At 72.9% G+C, this 19,778-nt stretch carries 13 protein-coding genes; 8 read left to right on the top strand and 5 right to left on the bottom strand.

What is annotated here, in order from left to right; genetic code table 11:
- Positions 1-105 precede the first annotated feature (105 nt).
- From ACFYU0_RS21215 to ACFYU0_RS21205, 3 genes are all read left to right on the top strand, one after another.
- Entirely contained in the window at positions 106-3,081 is a 2,976-nt protein-coding gene (locus ACFYU0_RS21215) for a D-alanyl-D-alanine carboxypeptidase (protein WP_389303281.1), read from the top strand.
- Positions 3,082-3,265: 184 nt separating this feature from the next.
- Positions 3,266-5,221, top strand: coding sequence for an MFS transporter (locus ACFYU0_RS21210; RefSeq protein WP_389303278.1), 1,956 nt, complete (start codon positions 3,266-3,268; stop codon positions 5,219-5,221).
- A gap of 201 nt (positions 5,222-5,422) precedes the next feature.
- A complete protein-coding gene (locus ACFYU0_RS21205) occupies positions 5,423-6,982 on the top strand; it encodes a sodium:solute symporter family protein (RefSeq protein WP_389303275.1) in 1,560 nt (519 codons plus the stop codon).
- Between the two features lie 22 nt (positions 6,983-7,004).
- Here ACFYU0_RS21205 and ACFYU0_RS21200 read toward each other — a convergent pair whose 3' ends face one another.
- Positions 7,005-8,120: an ADP-ribosylglycohydrolase family protein gene (locus tag ACFYU0_RS21200; protein ID WP_351665010.1), complete on the bottom strand. Its 1,116-nt coding sequence runs from the start codon at positions 8,118-8,120 to the stop codon at positions 7,005-7,007.
- Between the two features lie 267 nt (positions 8,121-8,387).
- Here ACFYU0_RS21200 and ACFYU0_RS21195 point away from each other — a divergent pair, with 267 nt between their 5' ends.
- Positions 8,388-8,924: a DUF2165 domain-containing protein gene (locus ACFYU0_RS21195; protein WP_389303273.1), complete on the top strand. Its 537-nt coding sequence runs from the start codon at positions 8,388-8,390 to the stop codon at positions 8,922-8,924.
- On the opposite strand, the gene ACFYU0_RS21190 is transcribed toward ACFYU0_RS21195, so the two are convergent.
- Both ACFYU0_RS21190 and ACFYU0_RS21185 read right to left on the bottom strand, forming a co-directional pair.
- Complete coding sequence (locus tag ACFYU0_RS21190; RefSeq protein WP_389303272.1) at positions 8,917-9,486, bottom strand: hypothetical protein; 570 nt, start codon at positions 9,484-9,486, stop codon at positions 8,917-8,919. The two genes, ACFYU0_RS21195 and ACFYU0_RS21190, sit on opposite strands and share 8 nt — an antisense overlap.
- A gap of 70 nt (positions 9,487-9,556) precedes the next feature.
- Complete coding sequence (locus ACFYU0_RS21185) at positions 9,557-12,142, bottom strand: bifunctional FO biosynthesis protein CofGH (protein ID WP_389303270.1); 2,586 nt, start codon at positions 12,140-12,142, stop codon at positions 9,557-9,559.
- A gap of 163 nt (positions 12,143-12,305) precedes the next feature.
- Between ACFYU0_RS21185 and ACFYU0_RS21180 the strand changes: the two genes are divergently transcribed.
- From ACFYU0_RS21180 to ACFYU0_RS21165, 4 genes are all read left to right on the top strand, one after another.
- Positions 12,306-12,701 (top strand): nitroreductase/quinone reductase family protein, encoded by a 396-nt coding sequence (locus tag ACFYU0_RS21180; RefSeq protein ID WP_351665018.1) that lies wholly within the window; start codon positions 12,306-12,308, stop codon positions 12,699-12,701.
- Positions 12,702-12,886: 185 nt separating this feature from the next.
- Positions 12,887-15,850 (top strand): BTAD domain-containing putative transcriptional regulator, encoded by a 2,964-nt coding sequence (locus tag ACFYU0_RS21175; protein ID WP_389303268.1) that lies wholly within the window; start codon positions 12,887-12,889, stop codon positions 15,848-15,850.
- 205 nt (positions 15,851-16,055) lie between these two features.
- Positions 16,056-16,241, top strand: a complete 186-nt coding sequence (locus ACFYU0_RS21170; protein ID WP_389303265.1) for a sigma-like protein — start codon at positions 16,056-16,058, stop codon at positions 16,239-16,241.
- A gap of 177 nt (positions 16,242-16,418) precedes the next feature.
- Complete coding sequence (locus ACFYU0_RS21165) at positions 16,419-16,565, top strand: hypothetical protein (protein WP_389303263.1); 147 nt, start codon at positions 16,419-16,421, stop codon at positions 16,563-16,565.
- A 119-nt stretch (positions 16,566-16,684) separates the two neighbouring features.
- Here the strand turns inward: ACFYU0_RS21165 and ACFYU0_RS21160 are convergent, their stop codons facing one another.
- Together ACFYU0_RS21160 and ACFYU0_RS21155 are read right to left on the bottom strand one after the other, a co-directional pair.
- On the bottom strand, positions 16,685-17,251 hold the full coding sequence (locus ACFYU0_RS21160; protein WP_389303261.1) for a hypothetical protein: 567 nt from the start codon (positions 17,249-17,251) through the stop codon (positions 16,685-16,687).
- Positions 17,252-17,342: 91 nt separating this feature from the next.
- Positions 17,343-19,673 carry a PQQ-binding-like beta-propeller repeat protein gene (locus ACFYU0_RS21155; protein ID WP_389303259.1) on the bottom strand — a complete coding sequence of 777 codons (2,331 nt, stop codon included), beginning with the start codon at positions 19,671-19,673 and terminating at the stop codon, positions 17,343-17,345.
- Positions 19,674-19,778 lie beyond the last annotated feature (105 nt).

Below are 19,778 nucleotides of genomic sequence, written 5' to 3'. Positions count from 1 at the left end.
AAGGGAACCGGCAGGTATGTCGTTCTCGTCTACCGCAGGGGCCAAGTCCTCACACAGGACACTGGTACATGGTTCGGACAGGGCGCGCGAGTGTGCGTGCGGCGCATGGAGGAGGCATCGGTGGCGGGCGAGTCCCCCGACAGGTCGAAGCAGCGCGAGTCGTCGGCGGAACCGACGTCGGGGAGCGCGGGTTCGGTTCCCGAGGCGCGCGATCCGCGCCTCGCGGTGTCCCGAGAAAAGGATTCCTCGGGTGCCGTCGACACGGCGACGAAGATCCTTTCGGTGCGGGACGCGAAGGCCGCCGACGACTCGGACGGGTCCGAGCCCCAGAAGCCCGGGGAGGACCAGGACTCCGACCTCCGTGAGGCGGTCTCGGCCTGGATCCGCTCGGCCAAGAACCCGGAGTCGGAGTCCGAGGCGGGGTCCGGCACGGACGATGACGCCGACGCCGCCCCGGAGTCCGGCGCGGACGCGGAGACGGAGTCCGAGGCCGGCACCGGGGCCGCGGCTGCCGCGGGGTCGGGCGCGAAGTCCGGCGGAGAGGGCGGCGGGAAGGCCGCCACGGGCTCGGGCACCGGCTCGAAGCCGGACGCGGACTCGGACCGGAAGCCGGCCACCGACGCCAAGGGTGCGGCGGACACCAAGCCCGGCCGCGACGCGGGTCAGAAGGCCGGCACCGGCTCCGCCGCGAAGACGGCCGCCGGCACCGCCCCCAAGGCCGCCACCGGCTCCCGCACGGCCGCCACTTCCGCCGACCCGGACGCGGGCCCCCAGGCCGGCCAGAAGGCCGACGAGGACTCGGACGCGACCGAGGACGCCGACAGCGACGCGAAGGCCGCCATGGGGTCCGGCAAGGCCACCGCTGACGGTGGCGCGAAGGCCGCTGGCGGCTCCCGCACGGGTACCGCTTCGGCGAGCGCCGACACGGGCCGCAAGGCCGGTGCCGGCTCGAACGCCACCGCGGACGCCGACGGCGACGCGAAGACCGCCGGCGGCTCCCGCACGGGCGCCGCTTCCGCGAGCCCCGACGCGGGCCGCAAGGCCGGCCAGAAGGCCGACGAGGACTCGGACGCGACCGAGGACGCCGACGGTGACGCGAAGGCCGCCGCCGGCTCCCGCACGGGCACTTCCGCGAGCCCCGACGCGGGCCACAAGGCCGACCAGAAGGCCGATGCCACCGCGGACGCCGGCACCGCCGCCAAGGACGCCACCGGCTCCCGCACGGGCGCCACTTCCGCCGACCCCGACACGAGCCGCAAGGCCGGCTCGGGGGCGACCGCGGACGCCGGCACCGCAGCGAAGGCCGACGCGGGGGACGGGAAGGCCTCGGACGGGGCTTCCGGGGAGGCAGGGGCCGGCGACGGGGCGAAGGGCCCGGGAACGGCTCCCACGGACGCCAAGGCGGCCAAGGTCGCCGGTGCCAAGGCCGCCGCTGCCGCCGCCAGGGCTGCGAAGGCCGCCGGCGGCGAGGACGCCCCGCAGGGGGCGCCCGCGGCCGACGACGAGAGCCGCGCGGGTGGGAAGACCCCCGCCGAGGCGAAGGGCGTCGACCAGCCCACCACCGCCTTCAAGGCCGTACGCCCGAAGAAGCCCGAGGTCGACCAGCCGACCACCATGCTCAAGCTCGGCACGGCCAAGCCGGAGCCGGAGACCGAGGCCAAGGGCGCCACCGAGCCCCCCGCCCCCGCAGCGGAGCGCACCAGCAAGTTCGTTCCGCTGCGCAACTCCGACCTCGCCGCGCCCACCGGCGCCTTCCCGCAGGTCGGCCCCGAGCGCACCACCCAGCAGCCGCTGCCGCCCAAGCCCCCGCTGGACCTGCTGGCGGAGCTGACGAACACGCCGCCGCCCCCGGAGACCCCGGTCCGCACGCTGGTCCGCCGGGTCAAGATCTGGACGCCGCTGGTCATCCTGCTGGCGATCGTCTTCGCGGTCGTACAGGCGATGCGCCCGCTCCCCCAGCCCACCCTGGACCTCACCGCGAAGGACTCCTACACCTTCGGCGGGGCCAAGACGGACATCCCGTGGCCGGCCCAGGGCCAGGCCGCGCTGGACGTCCAGGGCATCGGCACCTTCGGCTCCTCGGGCGCCCAGAAGCCCGTGCCGATCGCGAGCGTCGCCAAGGTCATGACGGCGTACATCATCCTGCGCGACCACCCGCTGAAGAGCGGCGCCGACGGCCCCAAGATCAAGATCGACCAGGCGGCCCAGGACCAGTCGAAGGCGGGCCAGGAGTCCACGGTCGACGTCACGGCCGGCGACACCATCTCCCAGCGCGAGGCCCTGGAGAGCATCCTCATCGCGTCCGCGAACAACGTGGCACGGCTGCTCGCGCGCTGGGACGTCGGGTCGGAGAAGGAGTTCGTCGCGAAGATGAACTCCACCGCCGGGAAGCTCGGCATGACGAACACCACGTACACCGACCCCTCGGGTCTGACGAACTCGACGGTGAGCACGGCCGTGGACCAGGTGAAGCTGGCCAAGGCCGCGATGGAGGAGCCCGCGTTCCGCGAGGTCGCGGCGATGATGTCGTACGACGACTACAAGGGCGTCAACCACTCCAACTGGAACCACCTGGTCGGCCACAACAACGTCGTCGGCATCAAGACCGGCACCACCACCTCCGCCCTCGGCAACCTGGTCTTCGCGGCCAAGCAGGAGGTCGGCGGTGAGACGCGGACCATCGTCGGCGCCGTGGTCCGCCAGCCCGCCGGCGGCTCGGACAACACCATCCTCAGCGGGGCGCTGGACGCGGCCGACAAGCTGATCCGCTCCGCGCAGGGCGCACTGAAGTCGGCGACGGTGCTGAAGAAGGGCGATGTCGTCGGGTACGTGGACGACGGGCTCGGCGGCCGTACGCCGGTGGTGGCCACGAAGGACGTCGCCGCGGCCGGCTGGTCGGGCCTGAAGGTGAAGCTGTCCTTCGCCTCCGACGTCGTGCCGCACACCGCCAAGGCGGGCACCGAGGTCGGGACGCTCACCGTGGGCGACGGCGGCGCCGCCGGCGCGGTGAAGGTGCCGGTGGCCCTGCAGAAGGACCTGACCGAGCCCGGGTTCACCGACAAGCTGACCCGCGTCGGCTGAGCCGGCCCCCGGCCCGACCAGGCACGCACCCCGTCGACGGAGCCCGTCGGCGGGGTGCGTGCTAGCGTCACGAAACGGGGCAGGTCGACGGTCGGGGAACGGGACCGCGAACTGAACGGGAAACGGCCGGGAACACGAGGGACACGGCCGAGAACAGAAGACGGGACACGGGGAGTGCCTTCAGGTGGCCACAACCGAGCGGACACGCTCCGACGACGCCGATCCGGACCCGGGATCCGGCCCGCGAATACGTCCGTCCGCGACTGACGCGGACGGCCGTCACACCGGCCACGCGGACAGCCGACACGACGACCGCGCCGACGGTCACCACGGCGACCGCGTGGCCCGTCATCACGGCGACGGCGCCGGCGGCCCCGCCCCGGCGCGGCAGAGCCTGCCGCTCATCCGGCTGCGCCTCGCGGCCGAGCCCCTCCGGCAGCGGTTCCTGCGGCACCCCGTGCTGTCCGTCACCGTCCTCTCGGGCGCCCTGCACGTGATCTGGTTCTTCACGTTCGCGAACAGCGGCGGCGACCTCGCGGCCCAGGACGCCTGGGCGGAGTTCGTCGGCCGGCACCCGGACTCGGCGTACAACCTGGCCTGGTACGGCGGCATGCACCCGGTGTCGTACAGCGTGGTGTCGCCGTACCTGATGTCGCTGCTCGGCGTCCGCACCACGATGATGCTCGCCGGGACGGTCTCGGCGGGGCTGCTGACGCTGGTCCTGCTGCGCAGCCGGGTGGTGCGGAACCCGCTGTGGGCCTCGCTCGCCGGAGTCCTCGCGTTCGTCTGCAACGCGGTGTCGGGGCGGGTGACCTTCGGTCTCGGCACCATGTTCGCGCTCGGCTCGGTCGCCGCCGTCTTCTGCTGGCCCCACCGGTGGCGCTTCAAACGCTGGGCGAAGGCGCTGGTGGCCGCCCCCCTGGCGGCGCTCGCCACGATGTCCTCGCCGGTCGCTGGGCTCTTCGTCGGCCTGGTCGCGGTCGCGCTGTTCCTGCAGAAGCGGCGGCCCGGCGCGTGGGCGCTGGGGCTCGCGCCGTCGGCCGTGGTCGCCGTGTCGGCGTGGCTGTTCCCCTTCTCCGGCACCCAGCCCATGACCTTCGGCTCGGTGGTGATGCCGCTGCTGTACGGGCTGCTGTGCCTGTTCCTGGTGCCCAAGGAGTGGATCACCGTCCGGCTGACGGCGGGCGTCTACAGCCTGGGCGTGGTGCTGGTGTGGCTGATCAGTTCGCAGATCGGCTCGAACATCTCCCGGCTGCCGATGCTGTTCGCCGGTGTGACGCTGGTCGCCGCGCTCCCCTACACCGTGCCGCGCTCGCGCAAGTGGTACGTGACCGTGCTGGCGTTCCTGGGCTTCGCCGGCTGGATCGGCTTCAAGTCGGTCGACGACATCGTGCACACGACCCCGACCGCGTCCTGGGCACGTGAGCTGGCCCCGCTGGTCAACCAGTTGCAGAACGTCGGCGCCGAGAAGGGACGCGTCGAGGTGGTCCCGGCGCGCTCGCACCGGGAGGCCTCCGCGCTCGCGCCGTACGTCAACCTGGCGCGCGGCTGGAACCGGCAGGCCGACATGGAGCGCAACCCGCTCTTCTACGACGACACCCTCAACTCGGCGAACTACCACGAGTGGCTCCAGCGGTGGGCCGTGCACTTCGTGGTGCTGCCGAAGGACAACCCGGACGGCAACGGCGGCGGCGAGCGCGAGCGGACGCTGCTGCGGCGCGGGATGCCGTATCTGCGGCAGGTCTGGGGCGACGCCAACTGGCAGTTGTTCAAGGTGACCGACCCGACGCCGCTCGCCGAGCCCGACGCCGTGGTGGACCGGGCCGAGCAGGGCGAGATGACCCTCCAGGTGCGCAAGCCCGGGCGGATCCTCATACGGATCCCGTACTCGCCGTGGCTGAGCATCGTCGACGGCGAGGGCAAGAGCCTGAAGCCGCCGCAGGAGACGGACGCCTCGAAGCACCGGGACGAGGGCACGCCCAAGACGTACGAGAACGTCAACGGGTGTCTGGCGGAGACGGCCGAGGACGCCAAGGGTGACCGCTGGACGATGCTGCTCGCCCCGAAGGCCGGGACGTACCACCTGGCAGCGCCGTACCAGCTGCCGCGCGGCACCCCCTGCCCCGACGAGCTCAAGTAGGTCCCGGGCCTCTTCGGCCCCAGGTCCCCCGGTCTCCGGCCGGGGGACTTCTCGCACTCTCCGTCGTTCACATGGATGAACCGCGATCACCAAGCCGAACAATTTTACTGCCTCTTGACGTTCCCGTTCCTTGCCGCGCGTACACCTCCGAAACCAGAGTTCACGTGCCTGACCCTGGCTCGTGACTCTGGAAGGGGACACATGAACGGTCTCGACTGGGCCGTACTGATCGGCTACTTCGGAGTGATGGTCGCGATCGGCGTCTGGTCGCACAAACGCGTCGACAACGTCTCCGACTTCTTCACGGCCGGCGGCAAGATGCCGTGGTGGCTCTCCGGCATCTCGCACCACATGTCGGGCTACAGCGCGGTGATGTTCACCGGGTACGCGGGCATCGCCTACACCTACGGCGTCACCTCCTTCGTCACCTGGTCCTTCCCCATCGCGCTCGGCATCGCCATCGGCGCCAGGCTGTTCGCGCCGCGCATCAACCGGCTGCGCTCCCGGCTCCACGTGGCGTCACCGCTCGAGTACCTGAAGAACCGCTACAACCTCTCCACACAGCAGGCGCTCGCCTGGTCGGGCATGCTGCTGAAGATCGTGGACGTGGGCGCCAAGTGGGCCGCGATCGCGACCCTGCTGTCGGTGTTCACAGGTGTGTCGCTGAACCAGGGCATCCTCATCACCGGCGCGATCACCGCCGTCTACTGCACGATCGGCGGCCTGTGGGCGGACGCGCTGACCGAACTCGGCCAGTTCGTCATCCAGTTGCTGGCCGGCGTCTCGATGTTCGTCGCGGTCGTGCTGAAGCTGAACGACAAGGGCATCGGTCTCTTCGACGCCTTCGACCAGCCCGCGCTGCACGGCCACGGCAAGCCGCTGGTCGGCCCGTACGGCACGGTGTTCCTGCTCGCCTTCCTGTTCATCAAGCTCTTCGAGTACAACGGCGGCATGCTCAACCAGGCCCAGCGCTACATGGCCACGGGCAGCGCGCGGGAGGCCGCGCGGTCGGCGCGGCTGTCGGCGGCGCTCTGGCTGGTGTGGCCGGTGGTGCTGTTCTTCCCCATGTGGATGTCCCCGCTGCTGGTCCACGCGCAGAAGCCGGACGGCTCCGACTCCTACGCCCTGATGACCGAACAGCTCCTGCCGCACGGCCTGCTGGGCCTGGTCATCGTCGGCTTCTTCTCGCACACCATGGCCATGTGCTCCTCCGACGCCAACGCGATCGCGGCCGTGTTCACCCGGGACGTGGCGCCGGTGCTGTCGGCGCGGGCCCGGGCGTGGGGCGAGCGGTCGGGACTGGTCGCGGCCCGGGTGACGACCGTCGTGTTCCTCGGGCTCTCCATGGCGGTGGCGACCCAGGTCAACTCCCCGGCCTTCAAGGACATCATCACGGTCGTCATCAAGTGGGTGGCGGGTCTGATGGGGCCGATCGCGATCCCGATGATGCTGGGTCTGCTCCGCCCGTTCCGCCGCTCCGGCCCGACGGCGGCCCTCACCAGCTGGGCGGCGGGTCTGCTGGCCTTCTGGCTGGTGAACTACCCGGTCAACTGGCAGGTGGACGGCGGAGTCCCGCTGCAGTACCAGGTCTCCATCCCGCTCGCGGTCTCCCTGGTGCTGTACGTCCTGATCGGCTACCTCAGGCCGGAGGACACCCCGGAGCGGCTGGCGGTCATCGAGAAGGTCAACACGGACGGGGACGCGGCGGCGGCCGTGCCGGTGCCCGCGAGCGCCGGGGACGACGTGGTGGGAGCGCCGTAGCGGGCCCCCGCCCCCGGACGGTTCAGGCCCGGGGGTAGCGGGCCAGCCAGCCCGGTGACGACCCGGCGGGGCCGTGCAGGGCGGGTCCCTGGGTCATCTCCATCGCGAAGTCGTCGGCCAGTTCCAGGACGGTGGGGCGGCCCTCCAGCTCGGCGAGCCAGGCCGGCGGGAGGGCCGTCTCGCCGTGCAGGGCGCCGAGCAGACCGCCGGTCAGCGCGCCCGCCGCGGCCGAGGGCCCGCTCTGGTTGACCGCCAGGCACAGGCCGTGGCGTACGTCCTCCCCCACCAGGGCGCAGTAGACGGCGGCGGCCAGCAGCCCGTCGGCGGTGCCGTCGCCGGCCAGCTCCTCCACCCGGCCCGGGCCCGGCAGGCCCTGCCGTACCGCGCCGAGCGCGTGCTGGAGGGCGTCGGCGACGGGCTGGTGGCCGGGGCGCGCGGCGAGCAGGGCGAGGGCCCGCTGCACGGCCGCGTCCAGGCTCTCGCCGCGGGCGAGGCCGTGCACGATGACGGCGTACGCCCCCGCCGACAGGTAGGCGATGGGGTGCCCGTGGGTCTGGGCCGCGCACTCCACGGCGAGCTGCGCCACGAGCTGGGGCTCCCAGCCGACGAGGAGCCCGAAGGGCGCGGAGCGGGCCACGGCCTCCGGGCCCAGCTCACCGGGGTTCTTCGGGGTGTCCAGGGTGCCCATGGTCTCGTCGCCTAGGCCCAGCAGCAGGGCCCGGGTCGGGTCCCGGCGGGCGTACAGCCACTCCTCGCGGGCCAGCCAGCCGTCGTCCTTGCGGCGCTCGTCCGGTCCCCAGTCCCGCTGGGTGGCCGCCCAGCGCAGATACGCCCGGTGCAGGTCGGTCGGCGGGTGCCAGGCGCCGGTGTCGCGGCGCACCTGGGCCCGTATCAGCCCGTCCACCGTGAAGAGGGTGAGCTGGGTGTGGTGGGTGACCGTGCCGCGCCGGCCGTGCCCGAAGGCGAGGTCGAGCAGTCCCTCGCCGCCGTAGGCGGCCCGGATCTCGTCCAGGTCGAGGGCGTCGGCGGGGCCGCCGAGCGCGTCGCCGACGGCCACTCCGAGCAGGGCCCCGCGCACCCGGCTGCGGAAGTCCTGCTGCTCGGCGCGGCCCCAGACGGCACCGGACGTCGCCTCCATGCAGGCCTCCTCGGCACCGTCCGTACGTACGACGCCCAGCACTGTAATCGACCGGGGACGGCCGGTTCACCGGGGCGAACCGGTCCCGCCCGGCCATTCCCGTACAGCTGTGGGCGCTGCCACCCGGTCGTCGGCGGCAGCCGGCGGCGGGCCGTGCGGGGCCGGGGCGCACCGGCGGCCGCGGGGGCGTGAACTCGGCCTGAATGGAGCGGGATTCTGGCGCATTGCGCAGGGGGAAACTTCTCTTCCGGCGGGGAGAATCCCGCCATGACCACCACCCCCACCCCAGCAGCCACCGCCGCCACGCGCACCGCGGGCACCGGTGTCCACCTGGCCGCCGGTGTCCTCACCGGCGTCGTCGCCCTCTACATCGCACTCGTCGCACTGGGGAACGTCACCGACTTCGGGACCAACCAGCAGTTCGTACGGCACGTGCTGGCGATGGACACGACGTTCAAGGACGACGACCTGATGTGGCGGGCGATCACCAGCACGGCGCTCCAGGACACCGCCTATGTGGCGATCATCGCGTGGGAGACGGTGGCGGCCCTGGTGCTGATAGCGGGCACGTACCTGTGGGCGCGCCGGGACCACGAGCGGGCCCGGCGGTTCTCCGTGTACGGGCTGCTGATGCTCGTGCTGCTCTTCGGCGCCGGGTTCGTCGCCGTCGGCGGCGAGTGGTTCGCCATGTGGCAGTCGAAGACGTGGAACGGGCTGGACGCGGCGGCCCGGGTGCTCGTGCTCAGCGGCGTCGCGCTGATCGTCAACCTCCTGCCGGGCGGGCGGCGGGACGCGGCTAGCTGACGACGGTCACCTTGGCGCCCAGGTCCCCGAAGGACCACAGGGCGGCGCCGTCCTGCTTGTGCATGCGTATGCCGCCCAGCTTCTGGCCGCCGGCCGGCGGCGGCGAGGAGCCGTCGAGGGCGTTGGAGAAGGCTATGTTCACGCCCTCCACCTTGGTGAAGTACATCACGTGCTCGATCTCGACCCCGTCCGAGCCCTTGAGGGACTGGGTGCGCAGGGTGATCGAGTAGCGGCCGGGCTGCGGGTCCACCGTGCCCGGCCACACCCTGAACGTGCGGGCGGCCTGGCCGGTCGCGTCGACCAGCCACACGCGCTTCTCGCCGATGGAGTAGACGATCCGGCGGCCCGACCCGGACCCGTCCGGCAGGGCGGGCGGGGCCGACGGCTTCGGGTCCGCGGACGCGTGCGGGCGCGGCGACGCCGACGCGGACGCGCTGGGCCGGGCCGCCGCGGCCGTGGGATGCGGCCCGTGCTCGGCCTGCACGCCAAGGGCGACGACGGCGGCGGTCCCCGCCACCGTCAGACCGGAGACCCAGGCCCACGAGGGCAGTCGGGCAGCCACGGGTACGCATCTCCTCCGCTATGGATCCCCTTGTCGGAACCGGGGTCGGATCATCGTACTCAGTCCGCCCTCAGTCCAGGACCGGCAGCAGGTCGGGCAGGTGGCCGTCGGAGGCCTGGGCCGCCCGCCGCCGTTCCTCGGGCACCTCTCCGTACAGGGTCGTGCGCGGCTTCGCCGGGCGGCCGGCCGCCTCCGCCACGGCGATCAGGTCGCGGACCGACTTGTAGGAGCCGTAGGAGGAGCCCGCCATGCGGGAGATCGTCTCCTCCATGAGGGTGCCGCCGAGGTCGTTCGCGCCGGAGCGGAGCATCTCCGCGGCGCCCTCGGCGCCCAGTTTCACCCAGCTCGTCTGGATGTTGGGGATCCAGGGGTGCAGCAGCAGCCGCGCCATCGCGGTCACCGCCCGGTTGTCCCGGGTGGTGGGGCCGGGCCGGGCGATGCCGGCCAGGTACACGGGCGCGTTGGTGTGGATGAACGGCAGGGTGACGAACTCCGTGAAGCCGCCCGTCTCGCGCTGGATCCCGGCCAGGGTGCGCAGGTGGCCGAGCCAGTGGCGGGGCTGGTCCACGTGGCCGTACATCATCGTGGACGAGGACCGGATGCCCAGTTCGTGGGCGGTCGTGATCACCTCGGTCCAGGTGGCCGTGGGCAGCTTGCCCTTGGTGAGCACCCAGCGGACCTCGTCGTCCAGGATCTCCGCCGCCGTGCCGGGGATGGAGTCCAGGCCCGCCTCCTTGGCGGCGGTCAGCCACTCGCGGATCGGCATGCCCGTCCGGGTGGCGCCGTTGACCACTTCCATCGGCGAGAAGGCGTGGACGTGCATCCCGGGGACGCGCTCCTTCACCGCCTTCGCGATGTCGAAGTAGGCGGTGCCCGGCAGGTCCGGGTGGATGCCGCCCTGCATGCACACCTCGACGGCGCCCACGTCCCACGCCTGCTGCGCCCGGTCGGCGACCTGCTCCAGCGAGAGCGTGTAGGCGTCGGCGTCGGTGCGACGCTGGGCGAAGGCGCAGAACCGGCAGCCGGTGTAGCAGACGTTGGTGAAGTTGATGTTGCGGGTGACGATGTACGTGACGTCGTCGCCCACCGCCGACCTGCGGACGTCGTCGGCCACCCGGCACAGCGCGTCCAGCGCCGGGCCGTCCGCGTGCAGCAGGGCCAGCGCCTCGGCGTCGGTGAGGCGGGTGGGGTCGTCGGCCGCCGTGCGCAGGGCCTCGCGTACGTCCGTGTCGATGCGCTCGGGCGCCATGCCGGGGGCGGCCGCCTCGCGCAGCGCCTGCCAGTCGCCGTAGACCTCGTCGAAGTCGTCGCGCCGGTCCGACGTACGGCCCTCGGTGTCGATCGACGCGTGCAGATCCGTACGGCCGGAGGCCGTGAAGGCCTCCTCCGGCTCCTGCCACGGGTGTCCCTCGACGACGGCGTCGGCACGCGCCAGCCCCGTCTCCGGATCCGCCAGCGCCCGTACGTGCGGCAGCAGCCGCGGGTCCAGCCAGGGCTCGCCGCGCGTGACGAACTCCGGGTAGACGCAGAGACGTTCCCGCAGCTCGAATCCGGCCGCCTCGGACTTCCGCGCCAGCTCCTCGATCCGCGGCCAGGGGCGTTCGGGGTTGACATGGTCGATGGTCAGGGGCGACACCCCGCCCCAGTCGTCGATGCCCGCGCCGATGAGCCGCTCGTACTCGGAGTCGACGAGGTTGGGCGGGGCCTGGAGACAGGCCGCGGGCCCCATGATGTGGCGGGCCACGGCCACCGTGGCGACCAGGTCGTCGAGTTCGGCGTCCGGCATGCCGCGCATCGCCGTGTCCGGCTTGGCGCGGAAGTTCTGGATGATCAGTTCCTGGACGCCGTGGTACGCCCGGGAGACCTTGCGCAGCGCGAACAGGGACTCGGCGCGCTCCTCGTAGGTCTCGCCGATGCCGATCAGCAGGCCGGAGGTGAAGGGGACGGAGGAGCGCCCCGCGTCCTCCAGCACCCTGAGCCGTACGGCCGGTTCCTTGTCCGGGGAGCCGAAGTGCGGGCCGCCGGGCTCGGACCACAGGCGGGTCGCGGTGGTCTCCAGCATCATGCCCATGGACGGGGCGACGGGCTTCAGGCGCTGGAAGTCCGTCCAGGTCATGACGCCCGGGTTGAGGTGGGGCAGCAGGCCCGTCTCCTCCAGGATGCGGATGGAGACGGCGCGGACGTAGGCGATGGTGTCGTCGTAGCCGTGCGCGTCCAGCCACTCGCGGGCCTCGGGCCAGCGGTCCTCGGGCTTGTCGCCGAGGGTGATGAGGGCTTCCTTGCAGCCGAGGGCGGCGCCCTTGCGGGCGATGTCCAGCACCTCGTCGGGGGACATGAACATCCCGTGGCCCGCGCGGCGCAGCTTGCCGGGGACGGTGACGAAGGTGCAGTAGTGGCACTTGTCGCGGCACAGCCGGGTGAGGGGGACGAAGACGCTCTTCGAGTAGGTGATGACGCCGGGACGGCCGGCCGCCTCCAGGCCCGCGTCACGCACCCGGGCGGCGGACGCGGTGAGCGCGGTGAGCGCCTCGCCGCGGGCCTGGAGCAGCACCGCCGCCTCCGCGACGTCGAGGGCGACGCCGTCCCGGGCACGTTTGAGGGCGCGACGCATGGAGTTCTCGGTGGGGCCGGTTCCGGAGGTCGCGGAAGTCGTCATCCCCTGAGCATACGTTCGGGGTGATCAGCGCGCGGGGGCCGCCGCATCGCGTTGACGCACCGGCCGTGCCCCGGAAAGCTCGGGTGGCACATGGCCCGCACGGGGTCGGCACCGCCTCCGTGCGGGGCTTCACGGGACCGGAGAGAACGGGAGATCCAGGGACATGTCGGACCGTGCGGACCTCAAACAGCGCGTCGTCACCCGCTTCCAGCGGCATCTCGCCAATCCGCTCAACCGGCGCCTGCCCTTCCAGACCCTCCTGGAGACCACCGGCCGCAGGAGCGGCGAGGCACGGCGCACGCCGGTCGGCGGGCGCCGGGTCGGGGACTCCTTCTGGATCGTCTCGGAGTTCGGCCACAAGTCGCAGTACGTGCGCAACATCCAGGCCGACCCGCGGGTCCGGGTCCGCTTCGCCGGCCGCTGGCACCACGGCACCGCTCATCTGCTGCCGGACGACGACGCCGTGGCCCGCCTGCGCTCCCTGCCCCGCTTCAACAGCGCGGCGGTCCGGGCGTTCGGCACGGATCTGCTGACGGTGCGCGTGGACCTGACGGACTGACCGCGCCCCCGCCCGGCCGCACGCCGAGGCGGGGACCGGTCCTCCGTCTGAGGAGACTGTGTGCAGACCATGTGGACCCAGGTGTACCGGTCTGTGATCGGCGTCTCCCGCTGCTGACGCAACCGCCCCGAACAAGGCAAACTGACGGGGTTGTTCGGGATGACAGGTCCTAGGGGGTCGAACGCATGGACGGTGGGCCGCGAGTGCCTGAGCAGCGGCGTCCCGGCTCCGCGGCCGCCGCGGAACCGGAGGGGACACGCTTCGGGGTGCTCGGTCCGGTGCGGGCCTGGCGCGGCGCGCAGACGCTGAACACCGGCTCACCCCAGCAGCGGGCCCTGCTGGCCGCCCTGCTGCTGCGCGAGGGCCGCACGGCGACGGCGGCGGAACTCATCGACGCGCTCTGGAGCACCGAGCCGCCGTCCCAGGCGCTGGCGGCGGTGCGCACGTACGCCTCCCGGCTGCGCAAGGTCCTCGGCCCCGGTGTCCTGGTGAGCGAGTCCGGCGGTTACGCGGTACGGGGCCTCGGCGAGGGCGCCCTGGACCTGGCGGTGGCGCAGGAGCTTGCCACGGAGGCGGACAAGGCGCGCGGCACCGGGGACCTGCGGACCGCGCGGGAGGCGCTGGGCCGCGCCCTGGCCCTGTGGGACGGCGAGCCGCTGGCCGGCGTCCCGGGGCCGTACGCGGAGGCGCAGCGCGTGCGGCTGGAGGAGTGGCGGCTGCAACTCCTGGAGTCCAGGCTGGACATGGACCTGGAGCAGGGCTGCCACGCCGAGGCGGTGTCGGAGTTGACCGCCCTGACGGCCGCGCACCCGCTGCGTGAACGCCTGCGCGAGCTGCTGATGCTGGCGCTGTACCGCAGCGGCCGCCAGGCGGAGGCCCTCGCGGTGTACGCGGACACCCGGCGGCTGCTCGACGAGGAACTCGGCGTGGAACCGCGCCCCGGCCTGCGGGAGCTCCAGCAGCGCATCCTCCAGGCGGACCCGGCCCTCGCCGAGCCGTCCGCCCCCGCGGCGGAACCGGCCGTGGTGGCCGTTCGCCCAGCGCAACTGCCGGCTTCTGTGCCCGACTTCACCGGCCGCGCCGCCTTCGTGGACGAGCTGAGCGAGGTGCTGGCGTCGGCGTCCGAGGCGGAGGGCCGGGTGATGGCCGTCTCGGCGCTCGCCGGGATCGGCGGCGTGGGCAAGACGACCCTGGCGGTGCACGTGGCGCACCGGGCGCGTACCGCCTTCCCCGACGGCCAGTTGTACGTGGACCTGCAGGGCGCCGGTTCGCGCGCGGCGGAGCCGGAGACGGTGCTGGGCTCCTTCCTGCGGGCCCTCGGCACGGCGGACTCCGCGATCCCGGACAGCCTGGAGGAACGGGCCGCCCTGTACCGCTCGGTGCTCGACGGGCGCCGCGTCCTGGTGCTGCTGGACAACGCCAAGGACGCGGCCCAGGTACGGCCGTTGCTGCCGGGCACGGAGGGCTGCGCGGCGCTGGTCACCTCGCGGGTGCGGATGGTGGGCCTGGCCGGCGCCCATCTGGTGGACCTGGACGTCATGTCCCCCGAGGAGGCCCTGGCCCTCTTCACGAAGATCGTCGGCGAGGAGCGGGTCGCGGCGGAGCGGGAGGCCGCGCTGGACGTGGTCGGCGCCTGCGGCTTCCTGCCCCTGGCCATCCGCATCGCCGCGTCCCGCCTGGCGGCGCGCCGCACCTGGACGGTCTCGGTCCTCGCCGCCAAGCTCGCGGACGAGCGGCGCCGGCTGGACGAGCTCCAGGCGGGCGACCTGGCGGTCAAGGCCACGTTCGAGCTGGGCTACGGCCAGCTGGAGCCCGCCCAGGCCCGCGCCTTCCGTCTGCTGGGCCTCGCCGACGGCCCCGACATGTCCCTGGCGGCGGCGGCCGCGGTGCTGGACCTCCCGGTGGACGACACGGAGGACCTGCTGGAGTCCCTGGTCGACACCTCGCTGCTGGAGTCGGCGGCCCCCGGCCGCTACCGCTTCCACGACCTGGTCCGCCTCTACGCCCGCTCCTGCGCGGAACGGGACGAGCAGCCGCCGAGCGAGCGGGAGGCGGCGATGTCGCGGCTGCTGGACTTCTACCTGGCGTCGGCCGCGCGGGTCTACGCGATAGAGCGGCCGGGTGATCGTACGGTCGATCATCTCGAGGCGACCAGCCAGGCGGGTCAGCACTTCAGCGACGACGGGAAGGCTCTGGACTGGCTGCACGTCGAGGCCGCGAGCCTTCTCGCATGCGTTCAGCAGTCCCTGGAGGCGGGGACGCTGAGGCGGGGTGTCGACCTCCTGTTGGCCGCCAAGGACCTGGCGGAATCGGGGGCCAGTTCACTTGCCTACGAGGCTGCCACCCGGGCGGCACGCGACGCCGCCGACATCCTGGGCGACCCGCACGCGGCGGGCCGTGCCCGGGTCACCCTCGCCCAGGTACTCATCAAGGCCGGGCTCTTCGAGGAGGCCACCGAGCTGGCCCAGGAGGCCCTGGCTCTCGGTGAGGCCGCAGACGATCCATGGACGTGCGGAAACGCGCCCAACGAGCTGGGCATCATCGCCATCTGCAAGAACGAGCACGCCGTCGGTGAGGTCCATCTCCTCAAGGCCATAGACGCCTTCCGCGCGGACAACAACCGCCCCGGGGAGGCCAGTGCGCTGTGCAACCTCTCCCGCGTCCTCGTCTCCATGGACCGCGCGCTGGCGGGCATCGAACTCGTCCAGCAGGGCATCGCCATCTACGACGAGCTGGGCCTGACGGTACGGCTCGCCAACGCCAGGTACGCCCTGGGCATCGCCCTGAGTCACGCCGGCCGGACGACCGAGGCGCTGGAACAGTTCGCCGAGGCGCTGAGCATCTTCGTCGAGAACCGGCAACGGCTGTGGGAAGGGACCACCCACTTCCGGATCGCGCAGGTGCACCTGACCTGCCGCAGGCCGGCACCGGCCGCCCAGCACGCCGAACAGGCCCTCAGCACCGGCTGCATCGGCGGTGACTGGATGCGCGCCAACGTACTGACGCTCCTTGGCCGTTCGCTGGACGCCTTGGGACAGGTCGACCGGGCGCGGGCCTGCTGGCAGGAGGCGCTCAGCATCCATGAGGCGTCCGGAGCTGTCGAAGCGGCTGAGCTACGAAATCTGCTGGACCCTGTCGCGGCGGCCTGACCCGAGCCCGGAGCGTTCAGCAAACGTTTATGGCCGACTGCCAGTCTCAGTACGTCGAAGCCGTCGCGTCGGGGGGCAGGCGGCTCGGCAAGGGGCTCACGGATAAGGTGATCGGCCCCAGGAACGCTCGCCCGGCGACCACGGGGGAGTTGCCGAGCGAGCGTTCTCCACCGCAGTTCTAGAAATTCCAGGGGAGTTGCCCACCATGAGCGACATCAAGCAGAGCAACGAGGACATCACGACGCTGGACAGCCACGCGCCGGCTCCGCCGAGCAAGGACACCGAGCTCACCACGCAGGACAGCCACGCCCCTGTCCCCGGCGACGACTCCGTCACCACGCTGGACAGCCACGCCCCGGCCCCGCCGGCCCTGGACCTGAACGGCAAGTAGACCTGACTCCCAGCGGGGAACGGCCGCGGCGGCGCGGAGGGGGAGCCGTCGCGGCCGAGGTGTGTCCGGGTACCGGACTCGGCCAATCCCTGGCGGGAACCATGCGATCTTATCGAACCTGTGGGCGATTTCGTCTACTGTCACTGCCGTCCGGAACTTCCCTCCACAGGAGCTGATGTGAGCCGTACCAAGAAGATCGTCGCCACCATCGCCCTTGTGCTCGGCGCCACCGCCGTTGCCACCAGCCCTGCGTTGGCCGACAGCCACATGCCGGTGGGACCGCAGGGCACCGTCGTCGCCCAGCTGGGCCAGCACGCGCCCTGACGCTGGGCACTGTGTGTGGGGCCGGGCCGCGATGCCCGGCCCCACAGCCATGTCGCGAGTGCCGTGAGGCCGCTCACCCGTAGCGCTCACCGCACGGGCAAGCGCACAACGCAGCGACGTCAGCGCACCGGCCGCGCCACCGGGTTCGCCTTGCAGTGGTGGACCTGGAGGATGAGGCCGTCGTCGGGGTGGCCGAGGCTGTCGACGAGTTCCACCTGGGCACGGGCCGTACCCCTGGCCGGGACGGTGACCGTCGCGGTGTTGTCGGCGAGCGCCGTGCCCTTCCTGTCGTCGAACTCGACCCGCACGGTGAAGTAGCCCTCGACGGCGTTGGGGTTGGTGACCTCGACGGTCGCGTACTGGGCCTTCTCCGTCGCGCAGCTCACCAGCCTGGCCTTCGCGGCCTTCAGGGACGGCGTCGGGCTCGGCGTGGCACGGGTCCCGCTGCCACTGCCGGACGTGCTTCCGCCGGTGGTGCCGTAGTCGTCGTCGTAGTCGCGGTAGTGGCCGGACCCCGACTTGCCGATGCCCGACGACGTGTCGTGGTCCTGGCTGGAGCTGCTGCAGCCGCCGCCACCGCCCGAGTGTCCGCGGCTGTGCCCATGCCGGCCCGTGAAGCCGGTCAGGGCGAGCACCACCATCGCCGACACCGCCGCGAGCCTGATTGTGTGACCGCTTCGTCGCATACCGTCACCCTATCGGCCGACTGTCACGCCCCTGTCACCGCACGGCCGCCGTCCCGTACCCGGCGGCGGCCGCCCGTCCGCTCAGGGCGGTTCAGGTGGTCCGGGCCGTGCCGGTGCCCTTCTCCGCGTCCAGCGCGTACACGCACCGGTCCTTGCTGCACGCGTACACCACGCCGTCCTTCACCACCGGGGAGCCGGTGATCTCGCCGCCGGTGGCCAGCTTCCAGCGCAGGCGGCCGTCGTCGGACTTGAGGGTGTAGAGGAGGTGGTCGGTGGAGCCGAAGTGGATGCGGCCCTCGGCGACCACGGGGGTGCCCACGACGTCGCCGCCGGACTGGAAGCGCCACTTGGGGGTGCCGGTGACGGCGTCCAGGGTGTACAGGCCCTTGCCGCTGCCCACGTGCACATGGCCGGCCGCCACCAGGACCGGCTCGACGGAGGAGCGGGCCTCGGTGGCGATGCGCCAGCGGTCGCGGCCGTCGGTGGCGTCCAGGGCGTAGACCGTGCCGAGGTAGTCGGCGAGGTAGACGCCGCCGCCGGTGACGGCGGGGCCGGGCGCGAAGGCGGGCGGGCAGAGGAAGACCGCGGGGGCCTCGAAGTGCCAGCGCACCAGACCGCTCGCCACCTCGATCGCGAGGACCCGGGTGCCGGCGGAGACGTACACGTAGCCGTCGGGGGCCGGGGTGATGCGGACCGGAACACCGCCGCAGGAGGCCGCGTCGCCGATCGGGTACGACCAGCGCTCCTCGCCGGTGCGGGCCTCCAGGGCGCGCAGCCGGGCGTCCTGCCAGACGAAGACGGTGCCGTCGTGGACGGCGGGGCCGGCCTCGGGGGACTCGAAGTCGGTCTGGCAGCCGCTGATCTCCCACAGCTTCCGGCCGTTCGCCGCCTCCCAGGCCTGCGCGCCGCCGCCGCGGGTGCCGGTGACGACCGTTCCGCGGTCGGCCTGCAGGGAGTACACCCAGGCGTCCGTGTTGAGCCGCCACAGGTCGCCGCCCTCGCGGGCGTCCAGCGCGAACAGGGTGGGGCCGTCGGAGGCGTGGACGCGGCCGTCCGCGACCGCCATCGACCAGGCCACGTCCCGGGTCTTGAAGCGGCGGCGGCCGGTGGCCACGTCCAGCGCGTGCACCTCGAAGGAGGTGACGTAGACCAGTTCGCCGTCGACCGCCGGGGTGCCCCAGACGTCGTTGGACATGCGGAAGCGCCACGGGCGCCAGCCGTTCGCCGTCTCCGGGGGCAGGACCGGGACGGGCGGTACGGCGGGGTCGGCGCCGGCGACGCCCTGGCGGGGCCGGGACCAGCCGGCGACCAGGCCGGCCTCCGGCGGGGGCGCCTTGACGGCGGCGGCGCGGGCGTCGGCGACGCGCGGGCCGGGGCCGATGGGCACGGCCGCGCCGGCCAGCCGGACCGGTCCGGTGTCGGGGGCGCCGGCCGGGACCACGGGGTCGTAGGACGGCGGCGGGGGCACGGTGGCCCGGCCGCCGCTGCGCGGGCCGGGGGCGGTGGGCGCCGGCTTGGCTGCGGGGCGGCCGCCGCGACGGGACTCGATGAGGCCGACCGCCTTCTCCGGCAGCCAGGCGGACGCGGTGCCGCTGTCGTCGGAGCCGGAGCCGAACAGGTGCGGGGCGAGCTGGGCCTGGAGGTCGGCGGGGTTGGGCCGGCCGGTGGCCTCCATCTGCATGCAGGACTCGATCAGCGGGCGCAGCTCGTCCGGCAGGCCGGTGAGGTCCGGGCCCTCGCGGAGCAGCATGAACACCGTCTCGACCGGGTTGGCGCCGTGGAAGGGCGGGTGGCCGGTGGCGGCGAAGACCAGCATCGAGCCGAGCGAGAAGACGTCACTGGCGCCGGTGACGCTGCGGGAGTCCTTGGCCTGCTCGGGGGACATGTAGGCGGGGGTGCCGACGGCGACGTTGGTCATCGTCAGGCGGGTGTTGGAGACGCCGGACGCGATACCGAAGTCGATCACCCGGGGGCCGTCCTCGACGACGAGGACGTTGGACGGCTTGAGGTCGCGGTGGACCAGGCCCGCGCCGTGGATGGACTGCAGGGCCTCGGCCACGCCCGCCGCGAGCCAGCGCACCGCCTGCGCCGGGAGCGGGCCGCACTCGTTCACTATCTCCTCGAGGGAGGGCGCGGGGACGTAGGCGGTCGCGAGCCAGGGCACGGCGGCGCGGGGGTCGGCGTCGACCACGGCGGCCGTGTAGAAGCCGGAGACCGCGCGGGCCGCCTCCACCTCGCGGGTGAAGCGGACGCGGAAGAGCTGGTCCTCGGCCAGCTCGGTGCGGACCGTCTTGATCGCCACGCGCCGGCCGGACGCCGAGCGTGCCAGATAGACCAGCCCCATGCCACCGGCCCCCAGCCGGCCCAGCACCTCGAACGGCCCGATCCGCCGCGGATCGTGCTGCGTCAGCTGATCCACCACTTGCCTGCCACCTCCCCGTACGAGCCGCGCCACCCACATATGTACGCGACCGAAGTGCAGCGTCTCACCACCGCACCGCCATGGCGGCACGCACCCTGATTCTTC

The sequence above is a fragment of the Streptomyces sp. NPDC003720 genome, from assembly GCF_042875075.1.
In the GTDB taxonomy this organism is placed as follows: Bacteria; Actinomycetota; Actinomycetes; order Streptomycetales; family Streptomycetaceae; genus Streptomyces.
Note: the sequence above shows the minus strand (reverse complement) of the source record. Positions and strands in the feature narration are given on the sequence as shown.